Below are 23,838 nucleotides of genomic sequence, written 5' to 3'. Positions count from 1 at the left end.
TGGAGCGCCTGCGTTCCTACTACCTGGACCGTGGCTACATCAACATGGACATCGCTTCGACCCAGGTGTCCATCACCCCGGACAAGAAGCACGTCTACATCACCGTCAACGTCAACGAAGGCGAGAAATACACCGTTCGTGACGTCAAACTCAGCGGTGACCTGAAGGTCCCCGAAGACCAGGTCAAGTCGCTGTTGCTGGTGCAGAAGGGCCAGGTGTTCTCGCGCAAGCTGATGACCACCACGTCCGAGCTGATCACCCGCCGCCTGGGCAACGAGGGCTACACCTTCGCCAACGTCAACGGCGTGCCACAGCCCCACGATGAAGACCATACCGTCGACATCACCTTCGCCGTGGACCCGGGCAAGCGTGCCTACGTCAACCGCATCAACTTCCGTGGCAACACCAAGTCCGAGGACGAAGTGCTGCGCCGTGAAATGCGCCAGATGGAAGGTGGCTGGGCTTCGACCTACCTGATCGACCAGTCCAAGACCCGCCTCGAGCGCCTGGGCTTCTTCAAGGAAGTCAACGTCGAGACCCCGGCCGTACCGGGCGTCGATGACCAGGTCGATGTGAACTACAGCGTCGAAGAGCAGGCTTCCGGCTCGATCAGCGCCAGTGTCGGCTTCTCGCAAAGTGCCGGCCTGATCCTCGGTGGCTCGATCACCCAGAACAATTTTCTCGGCACCGGCAACTACGCCAGCCTGGGCTTGACCCGCTCCTCCTACCAAAGCAAGTACAACATCGGTTTTACCGACCCCTACTTCACGCCGGACGGAGTGAGCCTGGGCTACAACGTGTTCTACAACGCCACCGACTACAACGAATACTACGATGACGACTATTCGTACTATTCCATCAATAGCTACGGCGCCGGCACCACCCTCGGCTATCCGATCAATGAAACCTCACGGCTGAATTTCGGCTTGACGGTGCAACATGACAGCATCGAACCAGGCACCTACAGCGCCGATGAGATCTACGACTTCATCGAGCGTGAAGGCAAGGACTTCACCAACTTCAAGGCCAACCTCGGCTGGTCGGAGTCGACACTGAACAAAGGCGTGCTGGCCACCCGCGGACATTCGCAAAACCTGAACCTGATGGTGACCGTGCCCGGTAGCGACCTGAGCTTCTACAAGATCGACTACACCGGGCAGGCCTTCCTGCCGGTCAGCGACGCTACTTCGCTGCGCTTGCACACCAAACTCGGCTACGGCAACAGCTACGGCTCGACAGACGGCCTGCCGTTCTATGAAAACTACACCGCCGGTGGCGAAGGCTCGGTGCGCGGCTTTGAGAGCGGCACCCTCGGCCCGCGCAACACTCCGGCCACCGGCACCTATGCCAGCGCCGGCCAAGCGTACTACTCCGACCGGGACACCGAGTCGCTGGGCGGCAACATACTCATCACCGGCGGCGTGGAATACCTGTTCCCGCTGCCTTTTATCAAAGACAACAAATCCCTGCGCACCTCAGTGTTCTGGGACGTCGGCAGCGTCTACTCCGACAAGTGCTACCTGAGCACCACCCAGGGATGCGACGGGCTCGACCTCAGCCAGATGGCCAGTTCGGTAGGCGTCGGGGTGACCTGGTATAGCCCGCTGGGTCCATTGAGTGCCAACGTGGCCTTTCCGGTCCGAACCCCGGATAACGCCGATACGCAGGTGTTTCAATTTTCCTTGGGGCAGACATTCTGACCATGCTGGTCGGAACTGGTCGAAGGCCGTGGACCTGCTATCTTGAATACCAACCTGAGTAGTTGCGATCCCATGCGTATCCAGGTTTGAGCAATGGAGTGATTAAGTTGGAAGCAATGGAACTGCCCGCTATTGATGAATGGAGCACATCATCTCTACGTGGCGAGTGTGATGTGATCATTGTCAATTACAACGCTGGTGAGCTTTTGGTGGCGTGTGTAGGGTCGGTGTTTACCGCCGGCGCTTCCCGGGTGATCGTGGTGGATAACGACTCTCACGACGATAGCCTGATGCTGTTGGAACGAACCCACGCTGCCGGCGACTCGCTTCAAATCGTACGCAACACCGCCAACCTCGGCTTCGCCGTGGCGTGCAACCAAGGTGCCCGCCTGTCCACGGCCGCCAATTTATTTTTCTTGAACCCGGACAGCGTGCTGGCCGTCGATGCCATGGACCGCTTGCTGCTGGCGCTACGCAGTTCACCAGAGATCGGCATGGTCGGAGGGTTCCTGTGCAATCCGGACGGTAGCGAGCAAGCCGGGGGACGCCGGGTGTTTCCGACGCCCAGACGCGCCTTCATGCGGGCTTTCGGACTTTCACGGCTCTCAGTATTTTTTCCATCGGTGTTTTCCGACTTTTTACTGCACAAGGAACCGCTCCCCAGCGCCCCCATTGTCGTTGAAGCCATCTCCGGGGCTTGCACGCTGGTCAAGCGCGAAGCGATCGAGAGCGTCGGGTTGTGGGACGAAGACTATTTCCTTCATTGCGAGGACCTGGACTGGTGCATGCGCTTCCATCAGGCCGGCTGGAGCGTTCTGTTCGTGCCGGATGCCCAGGTGACGCATGTATTCGGTGGCTGCAGCCGTCATCGTCCCTATTTCGTCGAATGGCACAAACACTTGGGGATCCTGCGTTTCTATCGCAAGTTTTTCCGCCGCAAATACCCTGCGGCCCTATGGGTCAGCGTGGTGATCGCGGTCTGGTTTCGGTTCAGTCTGATGATCCTTCGCCACGCGACTACCCGGCTTAAAAATGCATGGAACCCCTGATAAGAGGCCTCAGTTGCGAATAGGAATATTGGGCGGCTCCAGCCTCCTGGGCGAGCGCGCCCTGCCATTGCTGGCACAAACCGGTCACCCAACGAGTGCTTTCACTCGAAGTCTGCCGCCCAAGGTGTCCTGCCCCGATGTGACGTGGAGAAACGCTGACAACTGGCACGGACTGACGCTGGATACCTTCCTGTCATTTGCCCCCATCTGGGTATTACCCGATTATCTGGAGCGCCTTGCCAGCGCCCACGTCAAACGCGTTGTCGCGCTGTCCTCCACAAGCCGCTTTGCCAAACAAGCATCGCCCGACGCTCGGGAAAGGGCGTTGGCGCAACGCTTGGTACGCGCAGAAGAACAGCTCGAGCAGTGGGCGATCGAACGGCAAATCGAATGGGTGATCCTGCGACCGACCATGATCTATGGCTTTGGCCGCGACAAGAACATCTCGCAAATTGCCCGTTTCATCCAACGCTTCGGTTTTTTTCCGCTCATCGACGGCGCAACCGGACTGCGCCAGCCGGTGCATGCTGACGACGTGATCCAGGCGTGCCTGTCGGCCCTGAGTACGCCTGGCCTGCCCAGTGGCGGCTATAACCTCTCGGGAGGGGAAGTGTTGCCTTATCACACCATGGTGAGACGAATATTCCAGGCCCTGGGATGCCCCGAACGAACACTGCCCCTCCCCGCCAAGGCGTTAACCCAGGTCGTTTCGATCATGCGCTGCCTGCCACGCTACCGACATCTTTCTGGCGCGTTGGTGGCGCGCATGAACCAGGACCTGGTATTCGACCATTCCGACGCCAGTGACCGGCTTGGCTTTGCGCCCAGGGCGTTTCACCTGATGGGCGAAGACTTGCCCGGGCGCTGAAATAGCCTCAGGCGAATTTTGGGTCTACTGAAGATTGAGTGTGGGAGCTTGCTCGCGATAGCGGTGGTTCAGTTTGCGGTGATGTTGCCTGTGCCGACGTCATCGCGAGCAAGCTCGCTCCCACTCATGTCGACTGTGCGACCTAGCCCTTCTCCTGCGTCTCGATACCAGGCTCGGCGCGATGAACATGGGCTTGCCAAGCCCCCCATTTGCTTTCGAAGTACGCCTGGTTCTTGTCCCAGAGGGCCTGGTACTCACCGCTGGCGATCAGCTTCCTGAACGATGCCTGCCCGTAATGATGGATAAACGCATCTTCGGCGCAGACCGTCCGGTAACCGGCCGCCTGCACGCGACGGCTGTAGTCGTCGTCTTCGAACATCCCGATACCGAATGCTTCATCCAGATACCCCACCTCTTCGAGGATCCCACGGCGGAAGGCGACGCAAAACATGGCGAGCATCGAGATATCGAACGACCGTCCCTTGTGGGCTTCGGTGTAGCGGTCTGCAAAATCTTGCATCTGTTGAATGTCGGTGTAGGAAACTTCGACTTTCGCTTCATTTCCTACCGCATTCGTGACCGGTCCGACCAAGCCGACACTCGGGTCCCTCAAATGCCTGACCAGCGGCTCCAGCCAGCCGTCAGGCACTACCGTGTCGTTATTGAGCAACAGCAGGATGTCACCGTCGGCTTCTCGCAAGCCCTGATTATTGGCCGCAGCGAAGCCTCGGTTGTCCGGGTTGAGAATGACCTTCGCGGTCGGTACCTCTTGGCGCAGGCGCTCAAGATAATCACCCGTACCATCCTGCGAACCATTGTCGACGACAATGAGCTGGTAATTGGGCCAGGCGGTATTGCGCAGAATGCTGTTTACACATTGAACGGTCAGATTGAGATTGTTGTACGTCACAAGCACGATGGAGACTTTTTCGTACAGCCCGACGATCGCCAGTTGCATGCTATTGAATCGATCTTTCCAGTCATTGGCCCGGGCCAGTTCTACGCGTCGTTTGTACAGGGCCAGGTCGCTCTCGGCCAAGGCATGCTCGATCTGTTCGATGAACTCATCGACCCCGGTTGCGAAGTACAGCAAGTCTTTATAGATGCTCATCTCCGTCAGTGGGGTAGAGATCACCGGCTTGCCTGCACTGATGTACTCGTAGAACTTCACCGGATCGACCGCATGAGTCACGTTGTAGAGCCTGAAGGGAATCAGGCAGGCATCGAAATGCTCCAGGTAAAGCGGCATTTGCGAATAAGGCTTCCTGCCCAGCAACTGCACATTGGGCTTGTGCTCAAGGCCCGCCAGATCGTCGACGAAAATATCCCCCACCAGGATGAAGTTCCACTCCGGCCGCCTGTCCGCCAGCGCTGCCAGTAACGGATAGTCGAGCCATTGCGCCAGGGCGCCGTAGTAACCAATCACCGGGCCGACAAGCCCGCTGAGCACATCATTGGTGAAACAGTGCTGCCGGAAAAAGGCGAAATCCACTGCGTTTCGGACCAGTACACAGCGCGGGTTGTGGGCGCTCCACTTCTGGTAAAGCAACGCGGCGGAAACGGTTACCAGATCCGCCTGGGCAATCAGGCTCTGTTCCTCGCTCAGCAGTTGCTCACCGATGTTCGGAAAACCATCCCAGTCATCCATGCAGTCATACTGAATGCGCCAGCCATGCATGGCTCGCAGGCTGCGGGCCACGGGGCTCCAATAGGCGATATGTACCACCGAGAGGGCGGTTCTTATCTGCATATCGGCGACCAGCGCAGTCATGGCGAGCAGCAAAGCCTGATGGTTCTCGGGCGTCACTGTTTTTTCGTAATACGCCTCTTGCACATCACGTTGCAGCGCCACTTCAAAAATGTTGGGCGCCACCGACGTCAATCGATAGGGCTGTCCCTGCTCCGGCACACTGGAGGGGACGATGTAAAACACCCGATAACCATTGCTCGCGAACTGGCTCATCAACTGCTGCGGTCGCTGGAATCGTGCAGCCCACTCAATGTTGGCAAAGCAGAGGATATCCAGGTGCCCTTTGGTGGTGAAGTCCGGTTCCACCTCAGGGTTCGGCAACGGCTCCGGTGCGGTCGGGTAGACGATCGCAGCGGCTGTCTCGGGAAATTCCTGCGTTGCGCTAAAACCATAACGCATCCACCGAAAAAGCGAGCGCAAGGGTCGGGTAAAACGCCACGAACGGGTATTTTGCAGGAAGTCGACTTTTGCCAAGGCGATATCGCGCTCATGGATGGCTGCGTCTCTTTGAGCCAGGGCGGCGTCGCGGTCGATCAAGGTGCTGTCGAGCTTAAGCACGTGGGTATCCATGCAGTGGGGTGCGGTCGCCCGGCGGCCACATGGAACTCTGGGAGCCCGGTCGGTAGAACGTTGCCGTCAGGCTGCGGCGGGAAGAATGGCAGCCGCTCACCACCGGGGTGACGGCATGCCAGGAATGATCCGAGCGCACCAGGATCGCCGAGTTGCCCACCAGGGGCTCGATCTCGGCCGCCACGGCGTTGGGGTCATTGCTGTGCAGGATATTCAGGCACCCGCCGTCATTGCGGTCCCAGGACTCATTGAAATACAGGATATGGGTGACCAGTTTATCGGGCAGGTCCGGATGGGCCCCCAGGCTGGCGCCGGGACCGTAATGAAAGACGTTGACCTCCATCGGTACGGCCCGCAGGTCGATCCCGGTCAGCTCCGACATGGCCTCTCGATAGCCCGCCGAGCCAAGATCCCGGGCCAGCCGCAACCACGCCTCGCTCAGTTCTTCAGGGAAAGCGATGGTGTTGGAGCCCATGCCCACCAGGGCACGGGCCTCATAGTCATAGTTCTTCTCACCGCCATAACCACTCACCGTCTTGAAGTGGTCATGAGGAAAGGAGGCCGCCAACGCGGCGGCGTCCTCGACCGAATACAGGCTGCCGATTTCAGCCCATGAGAACGGGTGAGCCCTTAGAGCCGCTGGCGTGAGACGAGAGAGATCTAGCATTGTCTGTTCTTGTTCGCTGTCAGGTTTCTGATACCACGGGCAATGGAGCGCAGTGGTGCGGTCATTCGGAAGGAATTGGAGTTCTGCAACTCAAGCATCCTGGCGTCACTGAGCGCCAGTTGCTGACTGAGCTGAACGATCTGTTGCTGCTGGGCAAGCGCTTGTACTGCCGGGTCGTGCAGCGGCTCGATGAGCTCAGGCTCGGGCACGACAGGGCTTGCCGGACATTCAGCCGGCAAGGGGTCGCGGCCCTCGGCGGCGGCTTCGAGCAGGTTGGGCAGATGCTGTAGAAAGGCCCCCAACACCGGCTGGGCAGACGTTTTACCCTGGCGAATGATCGCCGCGACCCGATCCCAATGCTCGACCAACCGATCCGCCGCCGCACGCGCCGCGGGCGATGGGTGGGTCTTGCCGACACGGGCGATAAACCATTGCGGATCGACCGTGGCCACGTCCGGCAACGCGTGGAGTGAGTCGAACTGCGCCAGTGCCGTGTACTTGCCCGTCGTCAGATCCGCCGAGCAAAACACCGGGACACCAAACGCCAGGGCGGTGATTGCCAGGTGGTAGCTGTGGCCGATCACCGCTTGGGCCTGGCTGATAATTTCCGCCATCAGCAACGGTTCCGGCCAGAACGACAAGGTGATGGCCTGGGGCAGGCGCGCCGCAATGGCCGACGGATCGTCCCCCAGGACGGGGCCAATCGGCACCACCAAAAACTGATAGCCCTGGAACGCCTCGGCGTGGTCTTCGAACAGTTTTACAAAGGACTCCACCACGTGAATGGCATGGATCACGATGTAGGGCCCGATCAACCCGGCGCGCTCGCGCAGGCGAATGAACTCGGCGCAGGGCTGCTGCTCGTCGATCAGGTGGGGCAAGCCAAATGCGGTATCGGGCAACACTTCGATCTCGGCCTGTTGGGTGAGCGCGCCGAGAGTATCGCGTGACAGTGCATCGCGTACTCCCACGTACTGGCTTTGCTCAAGAGCCATCGTCAATAACGGCCTGGCCCAGTCGGGGATACTGTTGCAATGCATCCCGGGGGCATTCCACATGACCGGGACCCCGTGCTGCTGCGCGATGAGCGCAGGGGTCAGCCAATAACCGGTAGGGTGATGGATACTGGCGGTCGTCGGACCATAGCCGTGGGCAACGACTTTATCGAAGCGGATCAGGAAGCCACCGCCGATCAAAACACCATCCAGGCTGGACGCCACATGAGGCAGCTCGGTCAGCGACGTCACCGCATAGGGCCATTGCGGTGTTTTTTTGGCGTGATAGGAAAATCGATGCAGGTTGACTGAACCCAAGCGCCGGGCCAACTCCGCCTCGGCAATGAGCGGAAACAGCAGATCGCCGTAGTTTTCTACGTCAAAGGTACCGAATATAGCGACCTGCCAAATGCGCTCGTCCAACTGTTCCGTCAAAACCTTCTCTCCTTGGGTCCCACAGGCCTTGGCAAGCGACTCGGCTGGACGAGGGTCGATCCTCTGCAACCCCAGGTCGACCATGCCCAGGAAACGCTTGTGGTTCGGCAGCATGTCGAACGCCAATGGCGCGACCTGCTTCTCGATCAGTTGTGAGGTGTCTTCCGTCGCACCGTGCAACAGTTTGAGCGTGACATGATAGCGGCCCTCGGCGAGGTTGGCCGGGAAGCGCACTGTAATCGCCGTACGCCGCCAACCGTTTTCGACGGGCCCCGGTTGCAGTGCGAAGTTACCGCCACCAATCACCAGCAGCCTGGCTTCCTGAATGGTGAAGCTGATGTTGGGTTGAGTGATCGACTCATGCAGCATGGCCTCGACGCGAATCTCGATGTCGTCGCCATACAGGTAACTGGAGCAAAGCTGCTGGGTGTTGGTAAAGCAGGCGGCACTGATATGCCCCTCTTCGGTCCCAAAGGCCATCCCCTCCTGCTCGCCCATGAATGGCTTGCGCGTTACCGGCATGACCCCGCCACTGGCCCAGCGACGTTGCTCGTCACGCATGTCGAGCAAGTGCAGTTCGGCCATTTCGTCGGGTGAGCCACTGGCAACGACCCGGCCCGCGCGCAGGTAGATGACCCGGTGGCAAAAGCGCTTGACCATGCTCATGTCATGGGAGACGAACAGCAGCGTCGTGCCCTTGGCCGCCAGTTCCTCCAGCCGATTCAGGCATTTGAACTGAAAGGATGCATCGCCGACGGAGAGGGCCTCGTCGACGATCAGGATCTCGGGCTCGACACAGACCGAAACGGCGAAGGCCAGCCGTACCAGCATGCCGCTGGAATAGATTTTGGTGGGCTGATCGATAAAATCGCCGATATTGGCAAAGGCGACGATGTCATCGAAGCGAGCGTCGATTTCCAAGCGACTCAAGCCCAGCACCGCCGCATTCACATAGACGTTTTCTCGGCCGGTGAATTCCGGATTGAAACCTGACCCCAGCTCCAGCAACGCTGCAATCCGGCCATGCCCCTGGACGCTGCCCCGGGTCGGCATCAACGTTCCGCAGATCAGCTGCAACAGGGTGGATTTGCCACTGCCATTACGGCCGATGATACCGACGGTCTCCCCCCTTGCGATGGTCAGGGAAACATCGTCCAGGGCCCAGAACTCGCGATAGAAACGCTTCCTGCCGCGCACCAGCATCTGCAACAGGCGGTCCTTGGGCGCATCATAAATCTGATAACACTTGCTCAGGTTTTCGGCGCTGATGGCCACTTCAAACGACATCGGTAAAACCCTTCCATGAATCGCGGCCATTATTGCGGCGTTACTGGATCAGTCCTTCGTTGGGCACTGCGGATGAGTTAAGCACAGATGGGATAAAAAACTGCGAATGAATCTACACTTGGCCTACCCTCATGAGGATGCCACTCAAGAAGCATCCGATATTGTCTTAAGGATCAAGCACCGATGCAGTCGTTCAGCATGTCCCCTGTCGCCATGATCAAGAGTGTCCTGGTCAATCGAATCTTGATCTACGTGTTGATCCGCAGGGAAGTCATCGGTCGCTATAAAGGCTCCATGCTCGGCATTTTATGGTCGTTCTTCACCCCGGCCTTCATGCTGGTGGTCTACACGTTCGTGTTCAGTGTCGTCTTCAAGGCCCGCTGGTCTGGCGGCGGTGAGTCCAAGAGCGAATTCGCCCTGGTGCTGTTCGCTGGCCTGCTGGTATTCAACCTGTTTTCCGAATGCATCAACCGTGCGCCTGGCCTGGTGCTGGCTAACACCAACTACGTCAAGAAGATTGTATTCCCATTGGAAACCCTGCCCCTGGTGTCCCTCGGCGCAGCGCTGTTCCACATGGCTGTCAGCCTCCTGGCCTGGCTGGTCTTCTACATCGTCCTGTTCGGTACCCCACCGGTCACCGCTCTTCTGCTGCCACTGGTGCTGTTACCGTTGGTGTTGCTGACGCTGGGTATTTCCTGGTTTCTCGCCTCGATAAGTGTGTACCTGCGCGATATCGGCCAGTTCATCGGCATTATCATCACCGCGATGCTGTTCCTTTCTCCGATTTTCTATCCCCTCTCGACGCTTCCACAGAGCTATCAGGCCGTCTTGCAGGCAAACCCGCTGACGCTGCCGGTGGAAATGGTTCGCGATGTAATGTTCTGGGGCAGGCCGCCGCAATGGGAGCACCTGGCGGTTTACTCGGCAATCGCCGTGCTGATTGCCTGTTGCGGGTTTGCCTGGTTCCAGAGGACACGCAAGGGCTTCGCCGACGTCATATGACGTTTGTCGCGTGGCACCCCGTCCAGCAACCGCTATGCTGATTCATTGCACGGCTGGAGGCCTGGCTGGTGATTGAAGCCAGTCATCGATCCTGAAAGACCGAGTGTGCGTTGCCGTATTGACCAAAGGACCAGAAAACCGCATGGACCAGATCAACCGTCTTGTTGATTGCATTGACCAACTGAATCGCTCAACACAATCCAGATCCATTGAGGCCTTACAGCTGGTCAAGGAAATCGAGAATCGAGATCGGCTTATCAAACAATTGAACCTGGGTTCACAAGCGCTTCGCACTCGCCTGTCACTTCAAGAAGGCAAGGCCGGGCGGCTGCGCGAGCAACTGCGGTTGGCCGAACAGCGCCTGAAAGACGCCGAGACATTGCTCCAGACAAAAGAAAGCGAGGCGGTCGCGCTTTCCGATTGGGCGGTGGATTTGCGCGCCCAACTGGCGGCGAAGCAGGCTGAGCTGTTCAAGCTTTCGGACTGGGGCAACGCCATTGAACGCGCACCGCTGCGTTATTCGATACGCAAGCAGCTGTATAAGTTGTCGCGCCGGGTCTACGCCTGGCTGCCCCTCTCCGCACACCGTAAAAGCAAACTGGCGAGTCGGCTTCGAAGCTGGTTGAAACCCGGCAAGGCAACGCCAGGCGAATCAGCGGCACCCGCTGGCCTCATCCCGCTGCAACCTCTGCCACCGCCCGTAAACCTTGCCGTGCCGTCTAGTCACGGGCGGCCCATGATCCTGATGTTCGGCGTGATTGACTGGCACTTCCGCATCCAGCGCCCACAGAACCTGGCCAAGGAGTTGGCCCGGGCCGGACAAACGACCTTTTATGTCTCGAACCACTTTATCGACGATGATGCCCCCGGTTTCGAAGCAGAGCTTTTGGAAGGCTCCAAACGGCTGTTCCAGATCCGTTTCAAGGTACGTGGCGCACCGGCCATTTATCATGCCCCGCCGTCAGCGGCCGCGATCCGCCAGTTGTGCCAAGGGCTGGCCATGCTCCTGCAATCGGCGAACGTCGGTGCCGTGGATTGCATCGTCCAGCACGCCTATTGGTTCCCGTTGGCGAGGCGTGTCCCCAACGCCACGCTAGTCTATGACTGCATGGACCATCACGAAGGCTTCGGCAACGTTGCCCAGGAAATGCTCGACCTTGAGATCGCCCTGATGCGCAGGGCGGATCTGTTGGTGGCCACCTCCGACTGGATCGAACGGCACGGCAAGCGGGAAAACCGCAACGTAGAGGTGATCCGCAACGCCTGCGAGTTCAGTTTCTTCAGCCAACGTCCCGACAAGGTCTACCGGGATCCTTCCAACAGAAAGATCATCGGCTACTACGGCGTCATTGCCGAATGGTTCGATCTGGACCTGGTCAAGCGTGTCGCCCAGTCCTTCCCGCAGCACCTGATCCTGTTGATCGGCAGCGATACCGTCCAGGCGAAAAAATACTTCAAGGCCTGCCCGAATGTGGTCCTGGAAGGCGAAGTCCCCTATGCCTCCCTGCCCTACTACCTCCACGCCATGGACGTTTGCCTCCTTCCGTTCAAGGTCATGCCGCTGACCCTCGCCACCAATCCGGTCAAGGTCTATGAATACCTGAGCGCGGGAAAACCGGTGGTGTCGGTGAAACTGCCGGAATTGAGCCAGTTCGGCGAACTGGTCTGGGCGATTGAACAGCCGACTGAGTTCATCTCGACCCTGCGCGATGTATTGGAGGCACTCCCAGAGGCCAGCGCCACGCTAAAGGCGCGGCAATCGTTCGCCCGGAGCCAGACCTGGCGGCATCGGGCCGCCAGCCTGCGCGAGGCCATCGCGACGTTACCTCTGCCTAAAGTCAGCGTCGTGGTGTTGACCTATAACAACCTCGAACTGACCAAGGCCTGCCTCGATAGCCTGTTGACCCAAAGCCAATACCCGAACCTTGAAATCATCGTCGTCGATAACCATTCCAGCGACCAGACCCCGGCCTACCTCACCGCCTGGGCCAAGGGACATCCAGACCGGATCGTCATCCTCAACCCGGACAACAAGGGCTTCGCCGCCGGCAACAACCTGGGCCTCGCAGCGGCCAGTGGCGACTATCTGGTTATCCTGAACAACGACACGGTCGTCACCGCCGGCTGGATCAAAGGCCTGATCCGCCACCTGCAGGACAACACGGAAATCGGCATCATCGGCCCGATCACCAACAACATCGGCAATGAGGCCAAAGTCAGCACCCGCTATGACCGGCTAGAAGACATGCCCGCCGAAGCCGCACAAATGACCCGCGCCCGCATGGGCGATTGGTTCGAAATCAACACCCTGGCGTTTTTCTGCGTGATGTTGCCGCGCTCGACCTACGAGCAAGTCGGTGGCCTGTGCGAAGAGTACGGCCTGGGGTTCTTCGAGGACGACGATTACTGCCGCCGCGTGCAGCGTCGTGGCATGCGCGCAGCCTGCGCCGAAGATGTTTTCGTCCACCACCATCTGTCCGCCTCGTTCAATACTTTGGGTGCCAGGAAAAAACAGGCACTTTTCGAAAAGAACCGGGCGATCTACGAGAGCAAATGGGGTTCCTGGGTCCCGCACACGTACCGAGACGTATAAGCACCCCCTTTGCATGGCACTGAGGTGCTGAACAGCCGAGACGATATTTTGCCCAGATACAGCCTGAAATACGCAGTGGTGTTGGTGGTTTTACTGGCGAGTGCGGTGGTCGGCGTGTACGGTTTTTCGACGCTCGAACTGGCGTCCATGAACAGCGCCACCCGGACGATACTGCTGTCAGTGGCAGGCATGGCCGCCCTCACCGTCTTCACTGGCAAACCACCGATCATCCTTTGCCTGGGTTTACTGGCATGCCTGTCCGTTGCCTGCGCCCAGATCTGGCCGGTCATTGTCGTCGCGCTGTTCGCGCTGTCTTGCATCGTGCTCGGCAGGTGGATGCTCAGGCAAGAAGCCTCGATCGACTGGAGCGTCCACCTGCTGGTGGGAGCGGGCACGTTCGGCACGCTGACAGGCCTGGCGGCCTACTTGCCGATCAACTACCCCTGGCTGTATGGCGCGCTGCTGTTAACGCCGCTCATATTGGGCCACCGGCATGTCACGTCGATAGGGGGTGAACTGCTGAGGCAGATCCAGGCCAGTCGTTCAGTGCAAACACCCCTCCAGACGGGTCTCGACGTACTGATCTGCAGCTTCGCCTGCCTTTACGTGCTGGTCGCCTTCATGCCGGAGGTCGGGCATGACGCGTTGGCCATGCACCTTTTCGTCCCGTCACACCTGGCTCAGCGGCATCAATGGTCGTTCGACGCAGGCACTTATGTATGGGCGGTCATGCCCATGCTGGCCGACTGGATCTATAGCATTGTCTATATGCTGGCCGGCGAAACGGCCTCGCGCCTGAGCAACAGCGCATTCACTTTGCTGCTGGCTTGGCAAATCCGCAACATGACCCTCTGGGCCGGCGGCTCTGCCACCAGCGCCCGCTGGGCAAGCCTGATCTTTCTGTCGACACCCCTCGCCTTCGCTGAGAGCAGCAGCCTGCATATAGAGTCGGCCTGGACCGCCTTCATGATGGCCGGGACGCTCGCGATCCTGAAAGTCTCAAGCTTCACGCCCGATCCCAGGGAGCGCTTGTCGCAACTGCTCCTGGCCGGCCTCCTGCTGGGTTTCGCCCTGGCGACCAAAGCCGTGACCCTGAGCGTCCTGCCGGTCCTGCTGGTGATCCTCTTGCTGCACTGCAAGGCCTGGGCCGTCCAAGGGATCGTCAAGACGCTCCTGCTGGGCAGTGTCGGCCTGATACTGGCGGGCGCGACCCCTTACCTCTCAGCCGGGTACTTGACCGGCAACCCCGTGTTCCCGTTTTTCAATGCCATTTTCCATTCGCCGCTCTGGCCGAACATCAACTTCGAACCACCGGCCACTTTCGGTACCGGTGTGACCTGGGACACCCTCTATCGAATGGTCTTCAAGTCGCCTCAGTTCATCGAGGGGCGAGTTGGCGCGGCAGGCTTTCAATGGCTGCTGCTACCCACCGCTGCCGTCGCCGTGCTGTTGAGCGGCAACAAAAAAGCCTTGTGCATTCTCCTGGTCGGCGCCGGCGCGATGTTCATGACGTTCCAGTCAACCGCCTACCTGCGTTATGTATTCCCCTCCTTCGCGCTGTTCTCAGTCATCCTGGCCCTGCCCTTTTCCGACGCGAAGATTTTCCCGCGCAGCCTCGCCATCCTGGCCGGTGCCATGTTGATCCTGACCAATACCCGTTTCATCCAGGCCGCGACTTATTATGGCGAAATCAACCCATCCGCACTGTTGAGCAAGACCGGTCGGGATGCCTATCTATTGGAACGGCTGCCCATCCGAAACATGGTCGACACTGTCAACGCCTTGAATACCGGGCATCAGCCCGTGGCGGTCTTTGCGTCACCCTTGATGGCGGGTTTGCATGGCGATGCCCTTTACGCGTCGTGGTACAACCTGAAGTGGAAAAACGAATTCGATGCGGCGGCCTCGCCATCGGAGCTTGCCCAACGCTTGCGCCAGCGCCAGGTGAACTGGCTGGTGATCGACCTCAAGTCTCTTCCCCAGGCGCGCCTGGACCTGCTGCTCAATGTGTCCACGTCGTATGCCAGGCTGGGTGACGTGGAACTGCGCAAGCTCAATGACACACACTACGAACACCTGCTCAATCCAGAGCTGTCCAGCCTCGAGGGCTGGAGCCTGACATCACCCTCGACCTATGACCCGTCGCGCAAGATCCTGACCGTCAACGTCCAGACACCGGCGATACAGCGTGTCGAAGTGACGCCAGGGCTGACGTACATCAACAGCGTGTCCGCCCGCTGCGCAACGACAGCCACTGCCGGAAGAATCCAGGCCAATTGGATGGATGAGCAAGGCAACTTCATTACCACCAGCATCGAGACGTTTGACTGCACCACGCAATGGGAGACCCATGAAATGAACGTGGTTGCCCCTGCGAACGCGACGTCCGTGATCATTTATGCGTCCGGCCATACCGACACTCCCCTGGAGTTCAAGTCCCTTTCATTCAGGCAATAGTGGGCGATATCGATGAACTCAAAAACAGCGCTTTTCACGGACGAACAACGCGTCGCCGTCGTCATCCCCAGCTATCGGGTCACCGCTCATATAGTGGACGTCATAGAGGCCATAGGGCCGGAGGTCTGGCGCATCTATGTCATTGACGACGCCTGTCCGGACGGCTCGGGCGGGCATGTCCTGACGTCCTGTAACGACCCCCGGGTCAAAGTATTGCCCCATGACGTCAACAAAGGCGTCGGCGGCGCGGTCATGACCGGCTATCGAGCAGCCCTCGCCGAGGGGGCGAGCATCATCGTCAAAGTCGACGGGGACGGTCAGATGGACCCAACCCTGATCCCGCTGTTCATCGAACCGATCCTGGCGGGAGAAGCCGACTACACCAAGGGCAATCGGTTTTTCGATCTGGAGGAAGTCCAATCGATGCCGCGTATTCGCCTGTTCGGCAACGCTGTGCTGTCGCTGATGGCCAAACTGTCGACGGGTTACTGGGACCTGTTCGATCCCACCAACGGCTACACGGCGATTCACCGTGACGTCGCCCGGCTGCTGCCCCTGGACAAAGTCAGCCAACGCTACTTTTTCGAGACCGACATTCTGTTTCGCCTGAACACCGTGCGTGCCGTGGTGGTGGATATTCCGATGGAAGCCCGATACGGCGACGAAGTCAGTCATCTCAAGATCTCGAAAATCGTGGGTGAATTCCTGTTCAAACACTTGCGAAACTTCACCAAGCGCGTGCTCTACAACTATTATCTGCGCGACATGTCCCTGGCTTCGATCGAACTGCCGATCGGGATTCTCATGTTCTTGTTCGGCATCCTCTTCGGCAGTTACCACTGGTTCGAATCGGCGCAAAATGGCATCGCGACACCAGCCGGAACCGTGATGCTCAGCGCGCTGCCCATGCTCATGGGCTTGCAGTTGATCATGGCGTTCCTCGGTTATGACATCGCCTCCGTACCCAGCCGACCACGGCAATCCAGGCGTGGTAAAGCAACGTCATTGCGGGAAGAAAACTCATTAAAGCGCTGAGAGATTTTTTATCGGACCCCTCGCTCAAGACGTTGGACGTCGATGGCAGCGAACGCCTCGAGCTTCACGGCAAAGTGCTTGAGCGCAAGCGAATGCTTCGAGAAGTCTTCGTGGAGTTCCACCACACGTTTCATCGCCTGGCAGACCGCTACTTCAAGGTCGAGGGTCTTGAGGTGGAGTTGGGGGCGGGCATCGCGCCCATGCGTAATTCGTACCCTGAAGTACTGGCTACGGACATTGTCGCTACCGAGCGACTGGACATGGCGCTCAATGCCGAGGCAATGAGCCTGGACGATCACTCGGTCCGGGCCTTTTATGGCCAGAACTGTTTTCACCACTTTCCTCATCCCGATCGGTTCTTCACAGAGCTGGAAAGAACACTCAAGAGCGGCGGCGGCGCCATTCTGATCGAGCCCTTCCACGGCCCTTTTGCCGCCTTTCTCTATAAGCGCCTGTTCAAGTCCGAAGGCTTCGACATGCACTTCCCGTCTTGGGAAACCCCGTCGACCGGGCCCATGAACGGTGCCAACCAGGCCCTCAGCTACATCATCTTCGTTCGCGACAGGCAGGCGTTCGAGCGCAAGCACCCAGGCTTGGAAATCGTTCACCAGGAGATCTGCGGCAATTATCTGCGCTACCTGATTTCCGGCGGCTTGAACTTTCGCCAGTTGTTGCCTGACGCGCTGATTCCTGTGCTCAAGGTCGTTGAAAAGCTGCTGTATCCGTTGAAACGAGTCTTGGCGCTGCATCACATCGTGGTCATCAGGAGGAAGCCTTGACCTTTATCAGGTACGGCGCCATCCAGCTCATGGCCTATGGGTTGGACATGGGGACTTTTTTGCTGTTGATGGCGCTGTTCAAGGATCAACCCGTCCTGGCCAACATCGCCGGCAAAGGCGTCGCGGGTGTGTTCGCGTTCTTCTTGCATCGGCACTTCACATTTCAATCGAGCCACGCCAGCAGCAAGGCTCAAGCGGTGCGCTACTTCTCATTGCTTGCAATCAATATTCCTCTCGCTTCGGCGCTGTTCAGCGTGGGGCTGTATTTCGTCAACAGCCCTGCCGCGGTGAAGTTTGTCTGCGATGTGGCCTGCGTGGTGCTGACTTACTGGATCAGCAAACTGTTCGTGTTTCATGCCGATACGCGCCCGCCTGTTTCCGCTGACCGCACCGAAGGCGCATGACGATGAAGCTACTGATTACCGGGGCGACAGGCTATATCGGACAACGTTTGTCAGCCCTCGCGGCGGCAAGCGGACACGAGGTCATTTGCGCCACGCGCCAACCGTGCCCGGCCCCCTACACCTGGCTTCCTTACGACCTGCGAGGCCCGGCCCCCGAGTGCCCGGCCGGCACTCAGGCGCTGATCCATCTGGCTGCCGATACCTCGACAGGTGTTCACTCCGACGCAGACGGCGAAGTCCAGGCGGCCCAGGCGCTGATCCGTTGCGCCAAACAAGGCTCGGCCAGGTTTGTCTTCATCTCCAGCCAAACCGCCGAAGCCACGGCCCCTGGCGTTTACGGCCGGACAAAATGGCGTATCGAGCAAGAAGTACTGGCCGCCGGGGGCATCGTGATCCGTCCCGGCCAAGTGTATGGCGGCCCCGAACGCGGGCTCTTTGGTGTGCTATCAAGGCTGGTTCGCCGAAGCCCGTTTGTGCCGATCCTCATGCCGGCGCCTTGCGTACAACCCATTCATGTCGACGACCTCGCGGCTTCGATACTAGCGGTCCTGGCGCGCGACGACATCCGCGCCGAGATCCTCAACCTGGGCGCCGTGCAGCCGATTGCCTTTGACCGCTTCCTGATGTCGATTGCGACGCACCGGGTGCGTGCCGCTCGCCTGCCAGTCCCTCTGCCGGTGGCCTTGCTCAGGCTACTGCGCCTGTCACTCGGGCAATCCTTGGGCGCGAAACTGGGGCTGGAACGGATTTTTTCCCTCATCCACCTGCCGCCCATGGACAGCGAGCGTTCCCTGCGAAAACTCGGCATCCAATTGCGCCCCCTTGCCCAGGGCATGCATCGCTCCGGCCATGGGCAACGCCGAAAACTTCTGCAAGAAGCCGCGATCCTCTTGAACTACCTGCTCAAACGCCCGCCGCAAAGAAGCCTGGTCAGTCGCTACGCCCGGGCATTGGAGCGTGCGGGTAAAACCCATCCCATCCTCCATTCACGCTTGATGATGCGCTGGCCGATACTCCTGACACTCCTGGACGATGCGGGTGTCCTGCTCCAGCCCGAGGGCCGGGAACTGTCCTGGCGCCTTCATGTTGCACTCGGTATCGCCGAAGCCAGCACCCAGGGCGCGCAGGTATTTCTCGGTGCCCAGCAACCGCGCAGCCTTGTCGCCACGCTGGTTGCGCTGGGACTCACCTCGGTCAAGGCGCTGGCGGGGAAGACAGCGGCGCTGTTAGGCCGCCCCTTTGCCCGCCGGCTGTTGCTTGGAAGTGAAGCCCACCGTGAAACCTGAATTTGATGTGATCATTGTCGGCAGTGGCCCGGCCGGGACTTCGGCGGCCTATCCGCTGGTCAAGGCGGGCCTGAAAGTCCTCATGGTCGATGCCCAGGCCAATACAGGCTCGGCGACGCCGCCGACGCGTCCATTTCTCAGCGCCAGGGCAAACGACGAGCACCAGTGGAAATGGATGATCGGTGAAAACTTCCACGCCCTGAACCAACTGGATGCGGTATCGCCCAAGCTGAAGACGCCGACCCATGCCCATGTCTTCGAGGGGTTCAGCGCCCGCAATCGCATCGAGACCGACAACTTTATCGGCATAGGCTCTCTGGCAACCGGCGGCCTCTCCAATGCCTGGGGTTGCGGCGTAGCGACGCTGGGCGCCAGTGACTTTGCCGGGCTGCCCATCGATTATTCCGAAATGCTGGCGTCCTACGAAACGGTCGCTCGCCGGATCGGTATCAGTGGCGGGATCGACGACGACCTTTCCAGCTATTTCGGCCTCGACGAGTGGTCGCAACCGCCCTTGCCACTGGACACACTGCATCAACGCTTGCTCGATCAGTACACCCGGCGCCGCCCGGGGTTTCCCGACCTGGGGTTTCGCCTTGGCCGCTCCAGGGTCGCCGTCTTGAGCCAGCCCCTGGACGAGCGCAAGGCCTGCGATCTGTCCGGGAACTGCTTGTGGGGCTGTCAGAACCAGGCGTTGTATAGCGCGTCGCAAGAGTTGCAGAAACTCAAGCAATACCCAGGGTTCCAGCACGTCCAGGACTTTTTGGTGGACGATCTGCAGCAACAGGACGGTGCCTGGGCGATTACCGATCATCGCTGCGCCCGACGCTTGCGTGCCAGGCGCCTGCTACTGGCGGCGGGCACCCTGGCCTCCACCAGGCTCGCCCTCAACTGCCTGAACCACCGGGCCCCGGTGCCGCTGCTGTCATCGCCGACGGCAGCCTTCCTGTTATGGCTGCCGAAAATGCTCGGGACTCCAAGGGTGCCGACATTTGGCCTTGGCCAGCTATCGTTCGCCCTGGCGTTGTCGTCCAACGCAACGGCTTTCGGTTCGACGTTCAGCACCACAGGCTTGCCGATGACCGAGTTCGTCAGCCGGATCCCCGTGGGCAAACGCTACAGCATCGAACTGCTGAAAAACCTGCTCAGCGCTTGTCTCGTGGGAAATATCTTCCTTCCCGGGCACCTGTCCAACAACACAGCGGTCTTGCGCCCCGACGGATCGTTGCGCATCAGCGGCCACGTGCATCCCGAGCTTCCCGACCTCATGAAGGCTGCCGAGGCAAAGCTGCGCCGGATCTATTGGAAAATGGGCGCGCTGCTGATGCCCATGAGCTTCACCGTCGGCAGGCCGGGGGCGGATATCCATTACGCGGCCACCCTGCCCATGCACTCGACGCCCAGGATCGGCCAGACCGACCGCCTTGGCGAAGTCGCCGGCCTTTGCGGCGTGCATATTGTCGACGGTGCCTGCCTGCCCAGCCTTACCGAAAAATCCCATACGCTGACCCTCATGGCCAACGCGGACCGGATAGCACGCTCACTCGTCACAATGATAGGAAATCACAAGGCATGACCCGCAAGGTACTCTGCATCGTCGGTACGCGTCCGGAGGCCATCAAGATGGCGCCCGTGATCAAGGCACTCCAGGCCGAGGAACATATCGTTTGTCGGGTGCTCTCCACCGCCCAGCACCGAGGCCTGCTGGACCAGGTGCTTGAGGGTTTCGCAATCACCGCCGACCTGGACCTGGACATCATGCGCCCCCACCAGTCCTTGACAGCGCTGACCTCACGCTTGCTGGTTGAACTCGAGGGTGTGCTGCAAGCCGAGCAACCGGATGTCGTACTGGCTCAAGGCGACACGACCACGGTCATGAGTGCTGCTCTGGCGTGTTTCTACCTGCAGATTCCCTTTGGCCATGTCGAAGCGGGCCTGCGTACCGGGGACCTCTGCAATCCGTTCCCCGAAGAAGCCAACCGGGTGATCGCCGGCAAACTGACCCGCTGGCATTTCGCGCCCACCCAGCACGCCGTGGACAACCTGCTGCGCGAAGGTGTCGCCGCCAGCGATATCACCCTGACCGGCAATACCGTGATCGATGCCTTGCTGATGACTGCCGCACAAGATTCTGCCTTGGGCATCCAGCTGGCCCCTGGCAAACGCCTGGTGCTGGTGACCTCCCATCGCCGGGAAAACTTCGGCGAACCGTTCCAGAATATCTGCCAGGCACTCAAGCGCTTGGCCGAGTGCAACCCGGACATCCAGATCCTCTATCCCGTCCATCCCAATCCGAACGTCAAGGATGTCGCGCACCAGTTGCTCGGCCTGACCCCGAACATCATCCTTTGTGCGCCGCTGGATTACGCACCGTTCATTACGGCAATGAAGCGCTCGTACCTGATCATCAGTGACTCCGGGGGCGTACAGGAAGAAGCCCCGGCCCTGGGCAAACCGGTGCTGGTACTGCGGGAGGAAACCGAACGCCCGGAGGCGGTCGACCTCGGCGTGGTCAAGCTGGTCGGCGCCAACCCAGACACCATTGTCGAACAGGCACAGCGTCTGCTCGATGACCCGCGGGCTTATCAGGACATGGCACGGGGGGTTTCCCCCTATGGCGACGGCAAGGCCGCAGCGCGCATCGTCGACGTTTTACGGCAGTACCTCCAGCCATGCGCATGATCTACCTGTCCCCGGTGCCATGGGCCAGCTTCAGCCAGCGCCCTCATCACTTCGTCAACTGGTATCACAACCAGACCGGGGCGCCGGTACTCTGGATCGATCCGTACCCGACGCGCTTACCGACGCTGAACGATTTCAGGCGCAATCCGCCTGTTGCCGACCCGCAAAGCGTCAGCGTTCCCCCCTGGTTGCAGGTCTGTAAACCCAGGAGCCTACCCATCGAGCCCATTCCAGGCTCGGCAATGCTCCTCAAGCGGCTGTGGCACAACCTGTTCAAAGAGGCCGCGGCATTTTCCGCCGACGGCCCGTGCATGATGTGCATCGGCAAACCTTCCGAACTGGCCTTGCAGTTGCTGGCGCTGGTCCCGGCAAGCCATGCCGTCTACGATGCCATGGACGATTTCCCGGCGTTTTATCAGGGCCTGTCACGCGCCTCCATGGAACGTCGACAGGCGCAGCTCATTCGCCGGGTCTCCTCAGTACTGGCGTCCTCCAGCGCCCTTCGCGACAGACTGCTGGGCATGACCGACCAGGTAGAACTGGCCCTCAATGCCTGTGACATGCACGGACTGGCGCCGGTCGAGAACCTGGACCTGGGTGCCAAACAACAGGTGCTGGGTTATGTCGGCACGCTGGGACGCTGGTTCGATTGGGACCTGGTCGTCGCACTGGCGCAGGCCAATCCCGGAAACCGGATCCGGCTGATCGGCCCCCTCTTCACACCGCCGCCTTGCGTATTGCCTGCCAATATCGAGCTGCTCCCCGAGCGCTCCCACGCCAGTGCAGTCGAGGCCATGGCAACGTTTTCGGTGGGTTTGATCCCGTTCAAGCTCAACCGCCTGACCGCCTCGGTGGACCCGATCAAGTACTACGAGTACCGCGCCTTAGGCCTTCCCGTGATTTCCACCCGCTTCGGTGAAATGGCCCTGCGCGACCAGGAACCGGGCGTCTGGATCGTGGATGAAGGCGCCGATTTGCGCAAAACCGCCGTTGAAGCGCTCGCCAGTCGAAGTGATTGCGCGACCGTGCATCGATTTCGTGAGACGCACCTTTGGGCGCAGCGTTTTTCTGCGTTAAATCTCAAAAACATCAAGTAACGGCCGATACCCAGGATAAGACCCCGCGACTGGGGCGCAGGACAGAACGGTAGGTCAGTCATGACAGAGATTTATTTGCTGATAGCGCACGGCACGGACCAGGGCGAAGCCTACGTTCTGGGCTGGTTCGATGACCGGAGCAAAGCCAGGGAAGTGGCCGAGCAAAAAGAATGGGAGGCGTACCGCGCCAGCCTGAAGGCGAAGCACCCATGGTCGAGCCACAAACCGCTGGCACCGGACCAGACGGACTATCGCCGCTACTGGATCAAGACCATTTCAAAATTCGAGCATGTGCCGGTGCCAAGGTCCTTTGCGGTTCATTGATCACCACGAATGAATATTCAACGAAACGAGCGTTATCGGTAGCGGTCTAGACGATTAAGCCCATCCGATGAGAGCGTTCTTATGTTGAAATTCCTTGGCGGTACCGTAGGTATCATTTTCCTGATTGGCCTGATCGTGGTGATCGCGCTGTTCAAGTTCATTTTCTGAGCGCGGCAGCGGCGATCGTTGGCTTGGTGATCCATATTTTCAGGCGTGAAAAAGCCCAATCTTTGCAGATTGGGCTACGTCGTTGTAGCCAACTGGTTTGCTTGATTCATGATGACATCCATTCAGGGATGTCCCGCATGGCGTGTAAAACGCGCCATACGTCAATGTGTTCATTGCACTCTACGTAGAACACCAAATAGGGATAACGTTTCAGCGGCCAGCAGAGTAATCCGGGGAGATCCAGCTCATGGGCGTACCTGAACATACCCGATGCCGGATGGCGGCTGATATGCGTATAGGCGTTTTCCAAGGCGTCGATGAAATTGAGTGCCGCCTGCTCGGCCTGCTCACCTAGGTAATAGTTGATGGCGTCCTCTACATCCTGGCTGGCAAGAGCTCGCGGAATGACGGGTTTCGCCTTCATCCTCACCCCTTGCGCACCTTGGCCCTTAGGGATTCGAAGTAGTCGCCATTCACAGGAACAGTGGGAGCAGACTCCGCCCCGGCCAGTACCAGGCTACGCAGCTGCTGCCGATCCTGATCCTTGCGAATCAGCTCCCGCACATATTCGCTACTGGTGCTGTAGCCTCTCTGGCTAACCTGATCATCTATGAAAGATTTGAGAGCGTCCGGCAGGGAGATGTTCATGGTACTCATGACTTTGCCTGTTTTTTGACAAAATTTGCCAAA

Annotated in this window: 18 protein-coding genes and 2 pseudogenes; 14 read left to right on the top strand and 6 right to left on the bottom strand. The window is 59.4% G+C overall.

Annotated elements, in window-relative coordinates; genetic code table 11:
- The 3 genes from bamA to DTP52_RS19035 all read left to right on the top strand — a co-directional run.
- Positions 1-1,700, top strand: a 1,700-nt coding sequence (gene bamA / locus DTP52_RS19045; protein WP_109754732.1) for an outer membrane protein assembly factor BamA, incomplete at its 5' end; no start/stop codon positions are given.
- Between the two features lie 116 nt (positions 1,701-1,816).
- Positions 1,817-2,749, top strand: a complete 933-nt coding sequence (locus DTP52_RS19040; RefSeq protein ID WP_249411869.1) for a glycosyltransferase family 2 protein — start codon at positions 1,817-1,819, stop codon at positions 2,747-2,749.
- Positions 2,750-2,888: 139 nt separating this feature from the next.
- A complete protein-coding gene (locus DTP52_RS19035; RefSeq protein WP_212801168.1) occupies positions 2,889-3,617 on the top strand; it encodes an NAD(P)-dependent oxidoreductase in 729 nt (242 codons plus the stop codon).
- A gap of 142 nt (positions 3,618-3,759) precedes the next feature.
- Here DTP52_RS19035 and DTP52_RS19030 read toward each other — a convergent pair whose 3' ends face one another.
- The 4 genes and pseudogenes from DTP52_RS19030 to DTP52_RS31375 form a co-directional block, all read right to left on the bottom strand.
- Complete coding sequence (locus tag DTP52_RS19030; protein ID WP_109754729.1) at positions 3,760-5,925, bottom strand: glycosyltransferase; 2,166 nt, start codon at positions 5,923-5,925, stop codon at positions 3,760-3,762.
- Complete coding sequence (locus DTP52_RS19025) at positions 5,918-6,604, bottom strand: 2OG-Fe(II) oxygenase (RefSeq protein WP_178082493.1); 687 nt, start codon at positions 6,602-6,604, stop codon at positions 5,918-5,920. Before DTP52_RS19025 ends, DTP52_RS19030 begins: the two co-directional genes overlap by 8 nt.
- A pseudogene (locus DTP52_RS31380) lies at positions 6,598-7,959 on the bottom strand (polysaccharide pyruvyl transferase family protein); the annotation flags it as partial. The gene DTP52_RS19025 and the pseudogene DTP52_RS31380, both read right to left, overlap by 7 nt.
- A 138-nt stretch (positions 7,960-8,097) precedes the next feature.
- A pseudogene (locus DTP52_RS31375) lies at positions 8,098-9,321 on the bottom strand (ABC transporter ATP-binding protein); the annotation flags it as partial.
- A 183-nt stretch (positions 9,322-9,504) separates the two neighbouring features.
- Between DTP52_RS31375 and DTP52_RS19015 the strand changes: the two are divergent.
- The 11 genes from DTP52_RS19015 (at position 9,505) to DTP52_RS18965 (ending at position 22,980) form a co-directional block, all read left to right on the top strand.
- Entirely contained in the window at positions 9,505-10,323 is an 819-nt protein-coding gene (locus DTP52_RS19015) for an ABC transporter permease (RefSeq protein ID WP_109754726.1), read from the top strand.
- A gap of 142 nt (positions 10,324-10,465) precedes the next feature.
- On the top strand, positions 10,466-12,916 hold the full coding sequence (locus DTP52_RS19010) for a glycosyltransferase (protein ID WP_109754725.1): 2,451 nt from the start codon (positions 10,466-10,468) through the stop codon (positions 12,914-12,916).
- Between the two features lie 48 nt (positions 12,917-12,964).
- A complete protein-coding gene (locus tag DTP52_RS19005; protein ID WP_256594266.1) occupies positions 12,965-15,373 on the top strand; it encodes a phospholipid carrier-dependent glycosyltransferase in 2,409 nt (802 codons plus the stop codon).
- Between the two features lie 12 nt (positions 15,374-15,385).
- Positions 15,386-16,408, top strand: coding sequence for a glycosyltransferase family 2 protein (locus tag DTP52_RS19000; protein WP_109754723.1), 1,023 nt, complete (start codon positions 15,386-15,388; stop codon positions 16,406-16,408).
- A gap of 92 nt (positions 16,409-16,500) precedes the next feature.
- Entirely contained in the window at positions 16,501-17,187 is a 687-nt protein-coding gene (locus tag DTP52_RS18995; protein ID WP_233459493.1) for a class I SAM-dependent methyltransferase, read from the top strand.
- Complete coding sequence (locus DTP52_RS18990; RefSeq protein ID WP_109754721.1) at positions 17,184-17,591, top strand: GtrA family protein; 408 nt, start codon at positions 17,184-17,186, stop codon at positions 17,589-17,591. The genes DTP52_RS18995 and DTP52_RS18990 overlap by 4 nt, the downstream gene beginning before the upstream one ends.
- Positions 17,592-17,593: 2 nt before the next feature.
- Positions 17,594-18,877, top strand: a complete 1,284-nt coding sequence (locus tag DTP52_RS18985; RefSeq protein ID WP_109754720.1) for an NAD(P)-dependent oxidoreductase — start codon at positions 17,594-17,596, stop codon at positions 18,875-18,877.
- On the top strand, positions 18,867-20,453 hold the full coding sequence (locus tag DTP52_RS18980) for an FAD-dependent oxidoreductase (protein WP_109754719.1): 1,587 nt from the start codon (positions 18,867-18,869) through the stop codon (positions 20,451-20,453). The genes DTP52_RS18985 and DTP52_RS18980 overlap by 11 nt, the downstream gene beginning before the upstream one ends.
- Positions 20,450-21,559, top strand: a complete 1,110-nt coding sequence (gene wecB / locus DTP52_RS18975; RefSeq protein WP_109754718.1) for a non-hydrolyzing UDP-N-acetylglucosamine 2-epimerase — start codon at positions 20,450-20,452, stop codon at positions 21,557-21,559. The genes DTP52_RS18980 and wecB overlap by 4 nt, the downstream gene beginning before the upstream one ends.
- The gene (locus tag DTP52_RS18970) at positions 21,550-22,656 is read left to right on the top strand and encodes a glycosyl transferase (RefSeq protein WP_109754717.1); all 1,107 of its coding nucleotides are present in this window, start codon (positions 21,550-21,552) and stop codon (positions 22,654-22,656) included. The genes wecB and DTP52_RS18970 overlap by 10 nt, the downstream gene beginning before the upstream one ends.
- Positions 22,657-22,716: 60 nt before the next feature.
- Positions 22,717-22,980 carry a hypothetical protein gene (locus DTP52_RS18965; RefSeq protein ID WP_109754716.1) on the top strand — a complete coding sequence of 88 codons (264 nt, stop codon included), beginning with the start codon at positions 22,717-22,719 and terminating at the stop codon, positions 22,978-22,980.
- Positions 22,981-23,254: 274 nt separating this feature from the next.
- Here DTP52_RS18965 and DTP52_RS18960 read toward each other — a convergent pair whose 3' ends face one another.
- Both DTP52_RS18960 and DTP52_RS18955 read right to left on the bottom strand, forming a co-directional pair.
- Positions 23,255-23,572, bottom strand: coding sequence for a type II toxin-antitoxin system RelE/ParE family toxin (locus tag DTP52_RS18960; RefSeq protein WP_109754715.1), 318 nt, complete (start codon positions 23,570-23,572; stop codon positions 23,255-23,257).
- 2 nt (positions 23,573-23,574) lie between these two features.
- Positions 23,575-23,805 carry a type II toxin-antitoxin system ParD family antitoxin gene (locus DTP52_RS18955; RefSeq protein WP_109754714.1) on the bottom strand — a complete coding sequence of 77 codons (231 nt, stop codon included), beginning with the start codon at positions 23,803-23,805 and terminating at the stop codon, positions 23,575-23,577.
- Between the last annotated feature and the right edge of the window lie 33 nt (positions 23,806-23,838).

The organism is Pseudomonas sp. 43mfcvi1.1, from assembly GCF_900115935.1.
GTDB lineage: Bacteria > Pseudomonadota > Gammaproteobacteria > Pseudomonadales > Pseudomonadaceae > Aquipseudomonas > Aquipseudomonas bijieensis.
The sequence above is the reverse complement of the archived record's forward strand: the minus strand, read 5'-3'. Positions and strand labels throughout refer to the sequence as shown.